The organism is Pararhodobacter zhoushanensis (genome assembly GCF_003990445.1).
Lineage (GTDB): Bacteria > Pseudomonadota > Alphaproteobacteria > Rhodobacterales > Rhodobacteraceae > Pararhodobacter > Pararhodobacter zhoushanensis.
Genome location: NZ_REEZ01000005.1, coordinates 133,885 through 150,951 on the forward strand (window position 1 = coordinate 133,885; position 17,067 = coordinate 150,951).

The 17,067-nt window shown below is 66.9% G+C and carries 14 protein-coding genes; 5 read left to right on the plus strand and 9 right to left on the minus strand.

Going from position 1 to position 17,067, the window contains the following annotated elements:
* Window positions 1-25: 25 nt before the first annotated feature.
* Genes EAE28_RS13280 through EAE28_RS13290 form a run of 3 tightly spaced genes read right to left on the minus strand, consistent with a single transcriptional unit; the run spans window position 26 to window position 1,927 of the window.
* Window positions 26-1,246, minus strand: coding sequence for an amidohydrolase family protein (locus EAE28_RS13280; RefSeq protein WP_127107020.1), 1,221 nt, complete (start codon window positions 1,244-1,246; stop codon window positions 26-28).
* Complete coding sequence (locus EAE28_RS13285; protein WP_127107022.1) at window positions 1,243-1,575, minus strand: hypothetical protein; 333 nt, start codon at window positions 1,573-1,575, stop codon at window positions 1,243-1,245. The genes EAE28_RS13280 and EAE28_RS13285 overlap by 4 nt, the downstream gene beginning before the upstream one ends.
* A complete protein-coding gene (locus tag EAE28_RS13290; RefSeq protein WP_127107024.1) occupies window positions 1,562-1,927 on the minus strand; it encodes a Rieske (2Fe-2S) protein in 366 nt (121 codons plus the stop codon). The genes EAE28_RS13285 and EAE28_RS13290 overlap by 14 nt, the downstream gene beginning before the upstream one ends.
* 162 nt (window positions 1,928-2,089) lie before the next feature.
* Between EAE28_RS13290 and EAE28_RS13295 the strand changes: the two genes are divergently transcribed.
* Entirely contained in the window at window positions 2,090-3,019 is a 930-nt protein-coding gene (locus EAE28_RS13295; protein WP_127107026.1) for a thioesterase family protein, read from the plus strand.
* On the opposite strand, the gene EAE28_RS13300 is transcribed toward EAE28_RS13295, so the two are convergent.
* Together EAE28_RS13300 and EAE28_RS13305 are read right to left on the minus strand one after the other, a co-directional pair.
* Window positions 3,016-3,732, minus strand: coding sequence for an enoyl-CoA hydratase/isomerase family protein (locus EAE28_RS13300; protein ID WP_164736629.1), 717 nt, complete (start codon window positions 3,730-3,732; stop codon window positions 3,016-3,018). The genes EAE28_RS13295 and EAE28_RS13300 overlap by 4 nt on opposite strands.
* The gene (locus EAE28_RS13305) at window positions 3,725-6,076 is read right to left on the minus strand and encodes a xanthine dehydrogenase family protein molybdopterin-binding subunit (RefSeq protein WP_127107030.1); all 2,352 of its coding nucleotides are present in this window, start codon (window positions 6,074-6,076) and stop codon (window positions 3,725-3,727) included. The genes EAE28_RS13300 and EAE28_RS13305 overlap by 8 nt, the downstream gene beginning before the upstream one ends.
* A 171-nt stretch (window positions 6,077-6,247) precedes the next feature.
* Here EAE28_RS13305 and EAE28_RS13310 point away from each other — a divergent pair, with 171 nt between their 5' ends.
* Genes EAE28_RS13310 through EAE28_RS13325 form a run of 4 tightly spaced genes read left to right on the plus strand, consistent with a single transcriptional unit; the run spans window position 6,248 to window position 11,975 of the window.
* Window positions 6,248-7,717 (plus strand): NAD-dependent succinate-semialdehyde dehydrogenase, encoded by a 1,470-nt coding sequence (locus EAE28_RS13310; protein WP_127107032.1) that lies wholly within the window; start codon window positions 6,248-6,250, stop codon window positions 7,715-7,717.
* A 9-nt stretch (window positions 7,718-7,726) separates the two neighbouring features.
* Entirely contained in the window at window positions 7,727-9,427 is a 1,701-nt protein-coding gene (locus EAE28_RS13315; RefSeq protein ID WP_127107033.1) for a thiamine pyrophosphate-requiring protein, read from the plus strand.
* Window positions 9,427-10,611, plus strand: a complete 1,185-nt coding sequence (locus tag EAE28_RS13320) for an alpha-hydroxy acid oxidase (protein WP_127107035.1) — start codon at window positions 9,427-9,429, stop codon at window positions 10,609-10,611. The genes EAE28_RS13315 and EAE28_RS13320 overlap by 1 nt, the downstream gene beginning before the upstream one ends.
* Complete coding sequence (locus tag EAE28_RS13325; RefSeq protein ID WP_246022353.1) at window positions 10,608-11,975, plus strand: FAD-binding oxidoreductase; 1,368 nt, start codon at window positions 10,608-10,610, stop codon at window positions 11,973-11,975. Before EAE28_RS13320 ends, EAE28_RS13325 begins: the two co-directional genes overlap by 4 nt.
* On the opposite strand, the gene ybaK is transcribed toward EAE28_RS13325, so the two are convergent.
* From ybaK to EAE28_RS13345, 4 genes are all read right to left on the minus strand, one after another.
* Window positions 11,972-12,445 carry a Cys-tRNA(Pro) deacylase gene (ybaK, locus tag EAE28_RS13330; RefSeq protein ID WP_127107039.1) on the minus strand — a complete coding sequence of 158 codons (474 nt, stop codon included), beginning with the start codon at window positions 12,443-12,445 and terminating at the stop codon, window positions 11,972-11,974. The genes EAE28_RS13325 and ybaK overlap by 4 nt on opposite strands.
* A gap of 61 nt (window positions 12,446-12,506) precedes the next feature.
* The gene (locus EAE28_RS13335) at window positions 12,507-14,765 is read right to left on the minus strand and encodes an acyl-CoA dehydrogenase family protein (protein WP_127107041.1); all 2,259 of its coding nucleotides are present in this window, start codon (window positions 14,763-14,765) and stop codon (window positions 12,507-12,509) included.
* The gene (locus EAE28_RS13340; protein WP_127107043.1) at window positions 14,766-15,605 is read right to left on the minus strand and encodes a p-hydroxycinnamoyl CoA hydratase/lyase; all 840 of its coding nucleotides are present in this window, start codon (window positions 15,603-15,605) and stop codon (window positions 14,766-14,768) included.
* A gap of 11 nt (window positions 15,606-15,616) precedes the next feature.
* Window positions 15,617-17,056 (minus strand): NAD-dependent succinate-semialdehyde dehydrogenase, encoded by a 1,440-nt coding sequence (locus EAE28_RS13345; protein WP_127107045.1) that lies wholly within the window; start codon window positions 17,054-17,056, stop codon window positions 15,617-15,619.
* Between the last annotated feature and the right edge of the window lie 11 nt (window positions 17,057-17,067).

Consider the following 17,067-nt stretch of genomic DNA (forward strand, 5'->3'; position numbering starts at 1 on the left):
TTTACCGGCCCGGTCCATCGTGGCCTCACAGCGTCTTGACGGGGGTTGGGTCCAGCCCGAACAGCTTGGCCGCGTTGAGGCCCAGAATGTTGCGCTTGGCCTGTTCCGACAGGAAGGGCAGGTCGAAGATCTCCTGCGGCAGGTCAAAGTCGAAATGCGGCCAGTCGGATGCGAACAGCAGCTGCGATTCCGCGTTGATCATCTCCAGCGTGACCTGCAGCGCCTTCATGTTGGTCGTTTCCATCGGCTGCGTCGTGTACCAGCAGTTTTCCCTCATGTACTCGCTGGGCAGCTTTTTCAGCTGCGGCGCTTCCGAGGGGCGCATCAGGTACTGATCATCCAGCCGCTGCATCAGGAAGGGTATCCACGCAAGACCGCTTTCCACCCAGATGCTTTTCAGCCCCGGAAAACGCTCTGGGATGCCGTTCAGAATCCAGTTGGTCATATGGACCATGTTGCACCACGCAAACCCCAGCGCGTGCATGCCCAGAAAGCGGTTCACCGTGGCCAGTGACGGGTCTTGCCAGTGATAGGCGGCATGGAACGCGATGGGTTTGCCCAGTTCCTGCAGCCGCGCGTAGCAGCGCATATAGTCGTTGTGGTGCAGCGGCTTATGCCGGACCGAAGGCACGCAGAACCCGATCACGCCGGGCTCGTCGGCGAATTCCTCGATCATCGCTTCGGCCTCGGTGGGCGTGTTGAAGGGCAGATAGGCCAGCGTCTTGATCCGGTTGTCGGCCTTGAGCACCTTGTCCACCAGCCAGCGGTTATAGGCGCGGCTCAGATGGACCTCCATCTCGGGCTGCGGGTGCAGGCCAAGGGTCAGCATCGGCGTGGGGAACAGGACCATATAGTCCACGCCCAGCGACTGCATCGCCCGGCGGGTCAGCGTCACGTCGCGGTGGACCGAGGTGTCATCGACCGGCTCGCGCACGCCCGCCTGATGCGGGATGCGGCCGCCGACGTCCTGATACTTCAGCCCCATATCGCCGTTCAGACCATAGGGCGCGCCGCCGATCCTTTCCTTCTGGTACAGCATTGCCTGATGCCGGATCACCGGGTCTTCAATGTATTCCACCAGCTCGTGCCAGCTGACGGTTTCGACGTGATGCGCGTCGACGTCGCAGATCAGCCAGTCCTGAAACCCGCGCTGTTTGGCGCCCTTGTTGGCATGGGCCAGAACCTCGCGCGTGTCGGTAAAGACGTCGATTTCCTGCACGTTCAGGGGGCGGGCGTCATGGGTCATTCAAAGGACTCCGGGCGGTGGCGGAACCAGAGAGCCAGTTCCATCGGGCTGAGATGTTGGGCGCGCAGCAATTCGGACACGGCGGTGAGCAGCTCGGTGGGCGCGATGCCGTCGCCGCCCCCGGTCAGCGGGCAAAAGGTCCGTTCCTCGCCGTCGGTCTTGGCGGCATAGAGGCGGATCGCGGCGGTCATCAGCTGGGCGACGGCCTCATCCGAGACGCGCGACGCCTGACCCTCGGCGACCATGGCGCTGGCGTCGGCGTCAAGCTGGCGCGCGGCCTCGTCGATCCAGCCGTAGTGGTCATTGTGCAGGATATCAGGGCCGGACATAGACGATCCCCGCCTCTTCGCGCAGCTGCGCCGGGCGCAGGCGCTGGGTGGGGCGGCCCTGACAACGGCCGGTTTGCAGGTCGAATTCATAGCCATGCCACGGGCAGACGATGTGCTGCGCATCCTCGTCATAGGCCAGCAGCCGCGTGGTGCCATCGGCCGCCACCGGCTCGATCACCTGCGCATAGAGGCGGCCCTGACAGATCGGCCCCTGACGATGCGGGCAGGTGTTGTGCCACGCATGCAGCGCGCCTTTGACGCGAAACACGCCCACCTCCTTGCCGTCGCAATCCACAACGAGCCGGCCCCCTTCAGGGATCTGGTCGGCGGGGCCGATGCGAAATTCGGTCATGGCAGCCTCTGAAAGTTCGATAATGTTGAATCGTCTCCAACATGGTAATGTCAGGTCTCCAGATGCGCAAAGGAAATCCTGCGCACCTATATCAACTTGCCTTACATTGCTCTGCCCCGTACCTTGCCCCCTATCATGGGGGCGGAAATCCGGGGATTGCGCATGGACGATCTGACAACCGAAGTGTGGCGCGGCGGCGTAAACACTTGGGAATGCGACGAAATGGGGCACATGAACACGCGGTTCTATGTCGCCCGCGCGGTCGAGGGGCTGGCGGCACTGCTGGCGCAGCTTGGCCTGCCCGGCATGACCAGCCCCCGCGCTGCCAGCACGTTCAGCGTCGAAGAGATGCACATCCGCTTTCACCGCGAGGCGCATGCCTCGGCGTCCCTGCGCATGACCGGCGGGGTGCTGTCACAGGACGCGACGGGGCTTGAGGCGCTGCTGATCCTTGAGGATCTGAATACGCTGGAGTGCAAGGCAACCTTCCGCACCCGTCTGCGCCATGTCGTCCCCGGCTCTCAGACGCCGGTGCCCTGGCCTGCCGGGTTCGCGGAGCGTGCATCGGCCCGCAAGGTGGATCTGCCCGACATCGCGCAACCCCGCTCGACTGGCACCGGGCCGGTAGAGAGCACCGCCACGTTGGAGCGCGCGCAAGGCCTCAAGCGGATGGCGATGGGGGTGGTCGGGCCGGACCGTGCTGATGCCTTCGGGCTGATGGGGGCGTGGGGTTTTATCGGTGCGGTGTCGGATGGCATCCGTTCGCTGACCGGCCCGTTCCGCGACATCATCAGTCAGAACGCCGACGAGGTGCCGCAGCGCGTTGGCGGCGCGGTGCTCGAATTCCGCATCCTGCATCTGGACTGGCCGCGCCTTGGCGATGCCTATGAGGTGCGCGGCGGACTGGCCGGCATCGAGGGGCAGGTGCAGAAACTGGTGTTCTGGATGCTCGATCCGATCACCGGGCGGGTCTATGGCACCATGCATTCCATCGCGGTCAATTTCGACCTGGACAAGCGCAAGGTGATCCGCGTTTCCGACCGAGCCCGCGCGCTGCTGGAACCGCTGACTACCCCGGGGCTGGATCTTTAGCGAAACCGCTCGGCGGTCGCGCTGGCGTTGAGCAGCGCGGCCAGCTCGCGGCGGGTCGCACCCGAGGCTTCGGGTGCGCGCAGCAGGAACGCCTTGACGGCGCGCGTCACGGAGGGGGAGTTCTTGGCCAGCGCCTCGACCACCTGCGCGACCATCGCGTCCAGATCATCCGTCACCACGCCGATCAGCCCCAGCGTCTGCGCCTCAGCCGCGCTGACCGGCTGCCGCGTCAGCACCAGCCGCGCCAACACCGCGCGCGGCAGCCGGTCGACCAGCGCGTCCATCACCAGCGTCGGCGCGATGTCGTGGTTCATCTCGGGCACCGAGAACACCGCGTCCTCCGCCGCAATCGCCACATCAGCCAGCGCCGCAAGCGCGCAGCCAACCCCCGCCGCGCGCCCCTGCACCCGTGCCACCACCGGCACCGGGGCCGAGCGCAGCGCGTCGTAAAACGCCAGCACCGGGTCCGAGATCAGCGTGCGCAGGTCATTCGCTGTCATCCGCGCGCCCTTGGGCGGCATGACCGGCGCGCGGCCAGTGCAGAAATCCGGCCCTTCGGCGCGCAGCACGATCACGCTGACCTCGGGCGCAGGGCTGCTCACCGCCGCCGCGATGCCTTCGGCCATCGCCGGGGTCAGCGCGTTGCCCGCGTCGCCGCGGGTCAGGGTGATCTCCAGCACGGCGCCGGTTTGCTCGATCGTCAACTCAGTCATTCTGTGCTCTCCTGATCGCTTCCCAGATGCGCAAGGGTGTGGCCGGCATCTCGACATGATGCACGCCCAGATCACCCAGCGCATCGGCAATCGCGTTGATGAAAACCCCCAGCGCCGGGGTTGTGCCGCCCTCGCCGCCGGGGCGAAAGCCCATCGGGTGGCTGGTCGCCGGAACCTCGCTGAGCGCGGTATCGAAGGACGGGAAATCCGTGGCGCGCGGCATCTGGTAGTCCATCAGCGTGGCGGTCAGGGCCTGCCCGTCGCCGTCCCAGCGGATCGCCTCGTGCCACGCCTGCCCCACGCCCTGCACGATGCCGCCATGGGTCTGGCCGTGCAGGATCAACGGGTTCAAGGCGCGGCCCACGTCATCGACCGAGGCATAGCGCGGGATGGTCAGCGCGCCGGTCTCGGGGTCGATCTCGACCTCGCACACCGCCGCGCCATAGGGGAAGGCAAGGCCGGGGATGACCTCGTTACACTCCGCCACCAGCGGGCCTTGCAGGTCCAGCGGGACGCGCGGGTCAAGGGTGTGGGCGCTCAGCTCGAACAGGCTCATCGCCTCATTGGTGCCGGGCACACGCAGCAGGCCCTCGGCGTAATCCACCTCAGCCGCGCCGGTCACGGCGGCGTAAACCGCCTTGGCACGGGCGATGACGGCGCGGGTCGCCTTGTCCATGACGATGCTGCCAAAGCGCAGCGACCGGCCCGAATGCGAGCCGCCGCCTTGGGTGATGAAATCGGTATCGCCGGTGCGCAGCACGACCTGCTCATGCGGCAAGCCGAACCATTCGGCGACCAGCTGGGTAAAGGCGGTGCGGTGGCCCTGGCCGGTGTCCTGCGTGCCCAGCGTGACCTCAATACGGTCCTCAAGCACGCTGACCACCGCGCGCTCTTGCGGATAGCCGCCTGCTCCTTCGATATAGTTCGAAATACCGATGCCGCGATACATGCCGCGCGTCCGCGCCTCGGCCCGTCGCGCCTCGAACCCCGCGACGTCGCCGATCTGCATCGCGGTGGCCAGCGTCGCCAGATGGTCGCCGCTGTCGTAGGTGACACCGAAGGGGTTGGTGTAGGGGAAGGCATCTACCGGGATCATGTTGCGCTGGCGCAACTCGACCCGGTCAAAGCCGCATTGCAGCGCCGCCAGATCGACCAGCCGCTCGATGGCGTACATCGCCTCGGGCCGCCCGGCGCTGCGGTAAGGGATGGTTGAGGGGGTGTTGGTCACCACCGCCCGCGCCACCGCATGCGCGACCGGCACGCGGTACACGCCGGTCATCAGCTGCACGCCCTTGTTCAGGGGCGTGTAGCTGACCGTATGAGCGCCCTGGTTCGAGGTGTTCACGCAGCGCAGGGCAAGGAAAGTGCCGACATCGTCCAGCGCCAGTTCCACATCCACATGCAGATCGCGCGCCTGATAGTCGGACACAAACGCCTCCAGCCGCTCGACCCGGTGCTTGACCGGGCGGCCCAGCAGCTTGGCGGCATGGGCGATCACCACCCATTCGGGATAGGTGGCGTTGCGGGTGCCGAAATTGCCGCCGACATCACCGGGGGCGATGATGCGCACTGCCTCAAGCCCGACGCCCAGCGATGCCGCCATCTGTTCGCGCACCTGCACCACGCCAATCCCGGCCGAGCAATGCATCACATAGCGCCCGTCCACATAGGCCGCCGCCGCCGTGCGCGGTTCCATATGCACGCCGGTGACGCGGTTGATCTGGCTGGTGAAGCGGACGCGGTGGGTGGCGGTGGCGAAGGCAGCCTCGACGGCGGCGGCATCGCCCAGTTCGGCCTCAAGCGTCAGGTTGCCGGGGACGGTGTCCCAAAGCTGCGGCGCGTCGTCGGCCAGCGCGGCCAGCGCGTTGGTGACGGCGGGGAGTTCGTCGAACTCGGCCTCGATCAGCTCGGCGGCGTCCTTGGCTTGCTCAAACGTCTCGGCGATCACGGCGGCATAGGCCTCACCGGCGAAGCGCACGCGGTCCAGCGGCAACGGGTGGTGCAGAGTACGCAGCCGTTCGCTGCCGTCGCGCTGGCTGAGGGGCCTGTCCGAGCCGCGCTTAGACGAGCCGATGGCATGCGGAATAGGCCCGATCCCCGCCGCTGCCAGATCCGCGCCGGTCAGCACCGCCAGCACGCCGGGCATGGCGCGCGCGTCTTCGACCTGCACCGCGCCCAGCTGCGCATGGCCATAGGGCGAGCGGGCGAAGACGGCGAAAACCGCGCCGTCAAAGGGCAGATCGTCGGCGTATTGGCCGCGCCCTTGCAGCAGCGCGACGTCTTCGCGGCGGGTCAGGGGCGCGCCGATCAGACCTTGACGCGATGCGGATGATTCGGTGCTCATGTCGGGCTTTCCGGTCGATTGTCTATTTTGAATGCCATTCACTATCAGCAAAACTTCGCCACGCTAACCGAGGGCTGAGTTGTTGACAATATCAGGCTTTCTTATATCAAAGCGAAACCGGAGGCGGCACGCAAGGGCCGAAAATTTCCCGGTGCGGGGAGGGAGTTTTTCATGACCACGTTCCAAGACGGGGCCGAGAGTGTCACGCCTGCGGGCTATGTCGAGCCGCAGCTGCTGATCGACGGCGAATGGATCGGGGCAGGCGAGCGCCACGCCGAACCCGTCGTCAATCCGGCGACAGGCCGCGCCATCGGGCGCGTGCCCCATGCCACCGCGCAGGATCTGGACCGCGCGCTGGCCGCCGCCGAGCGTGAGTTCCCGAAGTGGCGCAAGGTGAACCCCCGCGAGCGGGGGCGCATCCTGAAGCGCGCCGCCGACCTTTTGCACGAGCGCGGCGATGCCATCGCGCAGCTGGCGACGCTGGAAATGGGCAAGCCGCTGTTCGAGAGCAAGATCGAGGTGCATGTCGCCTGCGAGGAACTGGAATGGTTCGCCGAAGAAGCGCGCCGCAGCTGGGGCCGCATCCCGCCGGGCCGGTTCGGTGACACCCGTTTCAGCGTGATCAAGCAGCCGGTCGGCCCCGCCGCCGGGTTCTCGGCGTGGAACTTCCCCATTGGCAACGCCACACGCAAGCTGGGCACTGCCCTCGCCGCCGGGTGTCCGATGATCTACAAACCCGGTGAGGAAGCGCCGGCCTCGGCCCTTGCCGTGGCGCGCTGTCTGGTGGATGCGGGTGTGCCTGCCGGGGTGATCGCCGTGGTGTTCGGCGTGCCCGATACCATCTCGCGCCACCTGATCGCCTCGCCCATCATCCGCAAGATCAGCTTCACCGGCTCGATCCCGGTGGGCAAGCACCTGATCAAGCTGGCCGCCGATACCGTCAAGCGCACGACGATGGAGCTGGGCGGCCATGCGCCGGTGCTGGTGTTCGACGACGCGCCGCAAGAGGCGGTGCTCGACCAGTCAGTGCAGCGCAAATACCGCAACGCCGGGCAGGTCTGCGTCTCGCCCACGCGGTTTTATATTCAGGACGCCAGCTATGACGCCTTCTGCGCCGGGTTCGCCGCGCGGGCCAAGGCGCTCAAGGTCGGCGACGGGATGGACCCGGCAACGGTCATGGGGCCGATGGTCCACGCCCGGCGCCGCGACGGGATCGAGGCGCTGGTGCAGGATGCCGTCGCCAAGGGCGCAAAGCTGCTGGCAGGCGGTGAGCGGATTGGCAACGACGGGTTCTTCTATGCCCCCACCGTGCTGGCCGACGTCCCCGGCGATGCGCGCATCATGTCTGAGGAACCCTTTGGCCCGGTCGCCGTGCTGAACCGTTTCAGCGGCATTGATGACGGCATCGCCAAGGCCAACAGCCTGCCTTTCGGTCTGGCCGCCTATGCTTTCACCCAGTCGCTTTCCAACATCCACCGGCTGTCGGACGAGATTGAGGCGGGCATGTTCGCGATCAACTCGTTCAACATCTCGATGCCCGAGACCCCGTTCGGCGGGATCAAGGAAAGCGGGCTTGGCTCCGAAGTCGGGACCGAGGGGCTTGATGCCTATCTCGTCTCGCGCACCATCAGCGTCACGTAAGAGGCCCGCATGACCTATACGCCCCCCACCGGCACCACCGCTGCCGAAGACGTTCTCAGCCGGTTGAAATCCGCCGGGGTTGACGTGCTGCTGGCGAATGGCGGCACCGATTTCCCGTCAATCATCGAGGCTTATGCCAACACCGCCGAAAGCGGGCTGGACCTGCCGACGGTGCACACGATCACCCACGAGAATGTCGCGCTGGGCATGGCGCATGGCTATTACCTTGCCACCGGGACACCGGCGGGGGTGATGGTGCATGTGAACGTCGGGCTGGCGAATGCGGTGATGGGGCTGATCAACGCCAAGTCCGAGAATATCCCGGTGGTAATGTGCTCGGGCCGCACGCCGCTGACCGAGGGGAACCGCTTTGGCGCGCGCTCGTCGCCGATCCACTGGGGTCAGGAAATGCGCGATCAGGCGGCGATGATCCGCGAGGTGGTCAAATGGGACTACGAGCTGCGCTACCCCGAGCAGGGCGGGGCCATCGTCGACCGCGCCGTGTCCATCGCGATGAGCGAACCGCGGGGCCCGGTGTACCTGAGCCTGCCGCGAGAGGTTCTGGCCGAGGCCAAGCCGCTGCCGCCGCACCGCCCCGGTTCCAATGTCGCGCCGACTTCGTATGCCGCCGCGCATCCTGACGCCGTCCGCGCCGCCGCCAAGGCGCTGGCCGGGGCCAAGCGCCCGGTGATCATCTCGCAGAGCCCCGACCATCTGGCAGGCTTCGAGCCGCTGGCGACGCTGGCCGAGAAACACGCGATCCCGGTGGTGGAATACTGGTCGATCCGGCAGGCCCTGCCAACGACGCATCCGATGCACGCAGGCCGTGAGCCGACGCCGTGGATCAAGGACGCTGATGTCATCGTCGCGCTGAACGCCATGGTGCCGTGGATCCCCGAAACCGTAAAGCCGCCCGAGGATTGCGTCGTAATCGCGCTGGGGCCGGACCCGCTGCATCAGGCCGTGCCCGCGCGCGGTTTCCCCATCGACATCTCGCTGGCCGGGGGGATCACCCCCACACTGCACGCTCTCAGCGCCGCGCTGGATGAGGTCGCCACCGACACCGCCCACACCGAGCGCCGCGCCCGCGTCGCCGCCTTCCGGCAGGCTGCCGCCGAAGGCGTCGCCAAGCGCGTTGCGGCGGGGCAGGGCAGGCCGATGAACCCGGCCTATGTGTCGAAATGCCTGTCGGATGCCGCCGACGACAAGACCACCTTCGTCAATGAGCTGGGCGTCGATCCCTCGGTCATGGAGTTCCGCGCGCCCAACACGCTGTTCGGCTCGCCCTTGTCGGGCGGCCTCGGCTGGGGCGTCGCGGCGGCGCTGGGCGTTCAGCTTGGCGCGCCGGACCGGCAGGTGATCGCCTGTGTCGGCGATGGCTCGTACCTGTTCGCGAACCCCGTGGCCTGCCACCAGACCGCCGCGTCGCTGGGCCTGCCGCTGCTGACCGTGGTGTTCAACAACGGCATCTGGAACGCCGTGCGCCGTTCGACGCTCTATATGTACCCCGAGGGCAAGGCGGCGCAGGCCAATACCATGCCGATCACCGCGCTCAACGCCATGCCCGACCACGCCGCCATCGCCCGCGCGCATGGCGCGCATGCCGAGCGGGTCGAGGATGGCGCCGATCTGCCCGCCGCCATCCAGCGCGCGCTCGCCGCCACCAAAGCCGGGCAGCAGGCGCTGCTTGAGGTCATTGTGAGCTACTGATGGACCCGACCCTCGCCCAGCTGCGCCGCCAATTCCCGATGGTCTCGGATCTGGAGCGCCGCGCACGCTGGCGGATGCCGCGCTTTGCGTTTGAGTTCCTGCAAGGCGGGGCGGGGGACGAAACCGGCATGCCGCGCAACCGTGCGGCGCTGCAATCGGTGCAGGTGGTGCCGCGCTATGGCGTGAGCGTCGGCGCGGCCAGCGCCGAGACCGAGCTGTTCGGCCACCGCTACGCCGCCCCCATCGGCATCGCGCCGATTGGCTTTGACGGCATCATGTGGCCCGGCGCGACCCGGCTCTTTGCGCAGGCCGCGCAGGCGCGCAACATCCCCTATATGGTCGGCACGCTGGCGACCGAGACCATCGAGACCGTCTGCGCGCTGGCCCCCGATGTGACGTGGTTCCAGCTTTATCCGCTGGCGGCCGATGACCACCGCGTCACCTTCGATCTGGCTGCGCGCGCCGATGCCGCCGGGGCCAAGGTGCTGGCCGCGACACTGGACGTGCCCGCCCGCACCAAGCGCCCGCGCGACATGCGTAACGGGTTCGGCATGCCGTTCAGGCTGACGGCGGGGATGCTCTGGCAGGCCGGGATCGCCTGGCCGTGGGCGCTGGCCATCGCCAAGCGCGGTATCCCGACCTTTGCCAATATCGAACGGTACTCCGGCCCGGGCCGCGACGTTTCAGCCCGCTACGTCGGCCAGCATGTCGGTGGCGGCTTTGATTGGGAGGTGCTGGCCCGTCTGCGCGACCGCTGGAAGGGGCCGATGATGGTCAAGGGCGTGATGCACCCCGAGGACGCCGAAAAGGCGGTTTCGCTGGGCATTGACGGGGTTGTGGTGTCCAACCACGGCGGGCGTCAGTTTGATGCGGCCCCGGCGAGTGTGGATATGCTGCCCGCGATTGCCGCTGCCGTGGGCAGCCGCGCTACGGTGATGCTCGACAGCGGCGTGACCGCAGGCGTTGACGTGCTGCGCGCGATGGCGCTAGGGGCCAACGGGGTGCTGGCCGGGCGGGCCTTCATGCTGGGTTTGGGCGGCATCGGTGATCTGGGCGCGCAGCATATGGCAGGCGCGTTGATCGGAGAGCTGACGCTGGCCATGGCGCAATCGGGCGTCACCACGACCGATCAGATCGCCACGCTGGCCACCCACCACCCCGGCGCATGGAGGTTCGACGCATGAGCCAGGCCCTCACCGATCTGATCGCTGCACTGGGCGAGAAGGTCTCGACCAACCCCGCCGTTCGCGATCACCACGGCCACGACATGAGCCGCCAGCCCCTGCACCGCCCCGACGCGGTGGTGTTTGTCGAGAGCGAAGCGGATGTCGTCACCGCCGTGAAGATCTGCGTAACCCATGGCACGCCGGTTGTCGCTTTCGGTGCCGGCTCGTCGATGGAGGGGCACACGATCCCCCTGCGCGGTGGCATCAGTCTGGACATGACGCGCATGAACAAGATCCTCGCCGTTCATGCCGAGGATTTCGATGCCGTCGTGCAAGCTGGGGTCACCCGCAAACAGCTGAACGAGCATCTGCGCGACAGCGGGTTAATGTTCACCGTCGATCCCGGCGCGGATGCGTCGCTGGGCGGCATGGCCTCGACCCGCGCCTCGGGCACCACCGCCGTGCGCTATGGCACGATGCGCGAGACGGTCATCGCGCTGAAGGTGGTGACCGCCAGCGGTGAGGTGGTCAGCACCGGGCGCCGGGTCAAGAAATCCTCGACGGGCTATGACCTGACCAAGCTTTTTGTCGGGGCCGAGGGCACGCTGGGCGTGATCACCGAAGTCACCGTCAAGCTGCACCCTATTCCTGAGGTCATCGCCTCAGCCATCTGCAGCTTCGCCACCATGGCCGGGGCGGTGCAGACCGTGGTCGAGACGATGCAATCCGCGCTGCCCGTCGCGCGGATCGAGTTTCTGGATGAGGTGGCAGTTGATGCCGCCAATGCCCACGCCGGTCTGGGCCTCAAACGCGCGCCGACGCTGTTTCTGGAATTTCACGGCTCGGACCGTTGGGTGCAGGAGCAATCCGAAACTGTCCGCGATCTGGCCCGCGACAATGGCGGCTCGGATTTCGACTGGTCCACCCGCCCCGAGGACCGCGCGCGGCTGTGGAAGGCGCGGCACGAGACGATCTATTCCAACCAGTCCCTGCGCCCCGGCTGCAAGACCTATACCACCGATGTCTGCGTGCCGATCTCGCGGCTGGCCGAAGCCGTTCTGGCCGCCCGCGCCGATGCCGATACGGCACCCTTTCCGGTCAAGATCATCGGCCATGTCGGTGACGGGAATTTCCACGTCGGTTATTTGATAAAACCCGAAATAGCCGAGGAGTTGGCCGAAGCCGAGCGTCTGGCCGAACGCCTCTACCAGCGCACGATGGATATGGAAGGCACGTTTTCGGGCGAGCACGGCGTGGGGATTTCCAAGCTGAAATACCTGCGCCGCGAGCATGGGCCGGGGGTCGATCTGATGAAGGCACTCAAGGCCGCGCTGGACCCGCAGGGTATCATGAACCCCGGCAAGCTGGGGCAGGAAGGTTAGCGCAGCAGATCGGTGACGGTGCAGCCCAGGGCGGCAACCAGATCGCCGGGCGCGATGCGGATCTGCAACCCGCGCTGCCCGCCGTTGACGTAGATCTGCGGCCAAACGTGGGCGCTGGCATCCAGCGCGGTGGGCACCGCGCGTTTCTGGCCCAGCGGGCTGACGCCGCCGACCTTGTAGCCCGTGCGCCGTTCGGCATCCGCAGGCTGCATCATCTTCGCCGATTTGCCCCCCAGCGCTGCCGCCAGCTTCTTCATGTTCAGCTCGGCGTCCGAGGGCAGCACCGCGCAGACCGCGTTGCCGTCCAGATCGACCATCAGTGTCTTGAACACCTGCGCCGGGTCCGCGTCCATCGCTTGCGCCGCCTGCAACCCGACGCGTTCTGCGCCCGGATCATAGTCATAGGGCACCAGCTCGAACGCCAGTTTCGCGCGCAGCAGGGCTTGGGTGGCGGGGGTCGTCTTGGCCATGGGTCCGGGCAGCGTTGTGGGTGCCCCGTTGTGCCGCGCGCTTAGCCGGGGGACAACCCCCTCAGCCTAGCAACACCCGCGCGATGATCTCCAGCTGGATCTCGTTCGAGCCGCCAAAGATGCTCTGCGAGCGCGCGTTGATATAGACGGCGCTCGCGACCTTGCGGTCTTCGGCCAGCGCGTCCTCAACCGGCAGTTCATGCAACGGCCGGTGCGGCTCCCACCGCAGGGCGTCCGGGCCAAGGCTGTAGGCCCCCAGCTCGGTGATCGCCTGCCGGATGCGGCTGCGCTCGATCTTCATCACCGAAGACGGCACCGCGCCCGGATTGCCCCCCGCCTGCACCGCCGACATCGCCGTCAGTTCCAGCATGTCATTGGCGTCGATATCGGTGCCGATTTCGGCAAACCGCGCCATGAACAGCGGGTCATCGGTCAGGCCCGACGCGTCCGCCATCCGCCACAACCGCGCATAGAGAGCCCGCAACAGCCCCCCAGCAAAGGCCCCGCCGCGCTCGAATTCCAAGAGGTACTTGGCGATCTCCCACCCGTCGCCTTCGGCCCCCACCAGATCACTGGCCGGGACGCGCACGTCGTCAAAGAACGTCTGGTTGAACTCATGCGTGCCGCAGATCGAGCGGATCGGTTTCACCGTCACACCCGGCGCTTTCATGTCGATCAGCAGAAAACTGATGCCCTGCTGCTTCTTGCCGCTGTCATCGGTGCGCACCAGCGCGAACATGCGGGTGGCATGGTGGGCATGCGTGGACCAGATTTTCGAGCCGTTGACCACGTAGTGATCGCCGTCGCGCACCGCCTTGCACGACAGGCTGGCAAGGTCGGACCCCGAGCCCGGCTCGGAATACCCCTGCGCCCAGAAATCCTGACCATTCAGGATGCGCGGCAGATAGAACGCCTGTTGTTCGGGCGAGCCGTAGCGCATCAGCACCGGCGCGATCATCTTGAAACTGGCACCGCGGAAATGCGGCTCACCGGCGCGCTCGCTCTCTTGGTCAAAGAGATAGCGCTGGGTCAGCGTCCAGCCCGACCCGCCATGTTCAGCGGGCCATGAGGGCGCGGCCCAGCCAGCGGGGAGCTTTTGCAGCCAGCGGAGCCCGATAGGCGGGTGTGCCAGAAACGAGGGGTTCAGCCGCTCGGCCCGCTTGGTGTCGGGGTCGAGGGTGGCGTCAAAGAAGGCGCGCACCTCATCGCGGAAGGCCAGATCACCCTCGCTCAGCGCAAGGTTCATCCCGCCATCATCCGCGCCGGGCCGCAGCAAGCCTTGCTCGCGCAGCCCTGCGTCGCGCATGGCCTCGCCGTAGCGCTGCAGGTGGCACGCGGTGCTGCCCCAGGTGTTTTCCAGCGCATAGAGACGCTTGAACCAATGGCCGATGGGCATCTCCTCCGAGAAGCCCATTGCGCCGTGCAGCTGGATCGCCTCTTGCGCCACCGAGCGGGACAGCTTGCCGATTTTGGCCCGCGCGCCGGACACGCCCCGGGCGCGCTCCAACGGCGGCATGCCCAGCGACAACGCGGCCAGCAGAGCCGAGGCGCGCGCCTCTTCCAGCTTGACCGCCATCTCGGCCATGCGGTGCCGCAGCGCCTGAAATTTCGCGAGCGGCTGGCCGAATTGCACCCGCTCCTTGGTATAGCTGACCGTCGCTTCCAGCAGCGCGGCCATCGCGCCGACCGCCTCGGAACAACCCGCCGCGTTGGCGTGGTCGAGGGCTTGCAGCAAGGCGGCGCTGGCATCCATGGACAGATCGCCCAGCGGCTCACCGGGTGTGCCGTCCAGCACCAGATCCGCCGCCGTCCCGCCGTCAACGGTCGCGTAGGGCGTCAGGCCGCCCGGCTCCACCGCGAACACGCCCAGCCCTGCCGGGGTCTGCGCCGTCACCAGCAACAGCCCGGCCTTGTCGGCATCAAACACAGCCGCCTTCGCGCCGGACAATGCACCGTCCCAGCGCGTCGCGACCGACAGAAGGCCGTCGCCCCGCTCGACATGCGCGAAAGCCACGCGCAGCGTGCCCTCGGCCATCGCGGGCAGCCAGCGGGATTTCTGCGCCTCGCTGGCCAGAAGGTCGATCACCACCGCCGGCAGTAAGGCCCCGGCGACCCAGCGCTCGGCAACCTGCGCCCGGCCCATCTCTTCGGCCAACACAGCCACCGTGCTGGCCGCACCGCCCAGACCCCCGAAAGCCTCGGGCACCGGCAGCGCCAGCCAGCCCTGTTCAGCGAAATCAGCCCATGCGGCATCACCCGCCAGCAGACGCCGCGCTGAATCGCGCAGCATCCGCTCTTCGTCACCGGGGATCAGACGCATTCAGCTCTCGCGCGAATAGGCGCCGAGGCCGGGGCGATAGGTTTTGTCGTCGAGGAATTGCTTCAGACCCTGCTGACGCCCCTTTTCGGGGTCCACAAAGGTGGTCTGGTCACCCTTGGCGGTCAGGTATTCCGCCGCCTGCTCCCAATCCATGTAGCGGGCGTATTTGTAGCCCATGCGCGCCTGACGCAGCACGGTCGGGTTCTTCTCCAACAGCACCTTGGCCAGCTCGGTCGTGCGCGCGCGCAGCTGATCGGCGGGGACGGATTCGTTGACCAGGTTCAGCTCGGCGGCTTTCTTGCCGTCGAATTTTTCGCCGGTCATCACGTAATACATCGCCTTGCGGTCGCTCATCACGGTCGAGATCGCCTTGGACACCACGCCGCCGGGGATGATGCCCCAGTTGATCTCGGACAGGCCGAAAGTCGCGTCATCCGCCGTGATCGCCAGATCGCAGCAGATCAGCGGCGTGAAAGCCCCGCCAAAGCACCAGCCGTTCACCATGGCGATGGTCGGCTTGGCGTAATGCATCAGCGTGCGCCACTGCCACGCACGGGTCGAGCGATAGGCGCGCATGCGTTCGACATCGGACACGCCATCGGTGGCGCGGAAGAAGTCCTTCAGATCCATGCCCGACGAAAACGCCTCGCCCATGCCGGTCAGCACGATTACGCCCGCGCGGTCGTCGATTTCCAGCGCGTCCAGCGTCGCGTTCATCTCATGCGCCAGACCGACGGACATGGCGTTGCGCTTGTCGGGGCGGTTGATCTGCACCCAGGCGATGCCGTCCTCGAAATCAACGAGGACATCCGTGCCCCAGGGGTCTTGTTGCTTGGTCATGATGGCCTCTTTTACGATTGAGAAACGGTTTTGGTGACAAGATAGGCGTCCATGCCCTCGGACCCGCCTTCGCTGCCGTAGCCGGACTGCTTGACCCCGCCGAAGGGGGTTTCGGGCATGTTGATCGCGACGTTGTTGATGCCGAGCATCCCGGCTTCGACCCGGTCCGCGAGCGCAGCAGCGACGCGGCTATCCTGGGTGAAGGCGTAAGAGGCCAGACCGAAGGGCAGGCGGTTGGCCTGCTCGATCACCTCATCGAGCGAGCTGAACCGCGCGGTGATGGCGACCGGGCCGAAAGGCTCTTCATTCATGATCCGCGCCGAGGGTGGCACATCGGTCAGCACCGTCGGCTCAAAGAAATAGCCCCGGTTGCCGCCGGGGTTTCCGCCCAAGCGCACCCCAGCGCCGTGATCGACGGCATCGGCGACCAGCGCCTCCATCGCCGCGACGCGGCGGTTGTTGGCCAGCGGACCCATCGTGGTCGCCGGGTCCATCCCGTCGCCCATCTTGATCTTCGCCGCCGCAGCCGTGAAACCCTCGACGAAACGATCATGCACCGACTCGTGCAGATAGAACCGCGTCGGCGCGATGCAGATCTGGCCTGCGTTGCGGAATTTGGCGCCGACCATCGCCTGCACGGCAGCGTCGATATCGGCATCCTCGAACACCATCACCGGCGCATGGCCGCCCAGCTCCATCGTCGCGCGTTTCACCCCGGCCTTGGCGGCCAGAATGGCCAGCTGCTGACCCACGCCGGTCGAGCCGGTGAAGGTGATCTTGCGGATCGGCTCGGCGGCGATCAGATGCGCGCTGACCTCGGCGGGCACGCCGTAAACCACGTTGAGTACGCCGTTCGGCAGGCCCGCATCCTGCAACGCGCGGGCGATTTCCAGCACCGAGGCGGGGGTCTCTTCGGACGGCTTGATCACCATCGTGCAGCCCGTCGCCAAGGCGGCGGAAATCTTGCGCGCGGGGATCACGCAGGGGAAGTTCCACGGCGTGAAGGCGGCGACCGGCCCCACGGGTTCGCGCGTGACCATCCAGCGCATGCCGGGCACGCGGGCGGGGATGATGCGGCCATAGGTGCGCCGCCCCTCATCCGCCGTGTAGTCGAAGATATCGGCGGAGATCAGCGCCTCGAGCCGTGCCTCGGCAAAGGGTTTGCCCTGTTCCAGCGTCATTCGCGTGCCGATCAGATCAGCCCGCTCGCGCAGCAACTGCGCCGCCTTGCGCAGGATCTGCGCCCGGTCGAACGCCGGCACCCGCCGCCAGCTCTGGAACGCCGCCCCGGCAGCCGCCGCCGCGCGGTCCAGATCTCCGGGCGTCGCGTGAGGCAGGGTGCCAATGGCCTCGCCGGTGGCGGGGTTGATCACGTCCTCGGTCTGGCGGCCCCCGGTCCCCAGCCACTCGCCGTCGATGAACAGATGCAAAGCGCCGTAACGGTCGTCCATGTGCGTTTCCC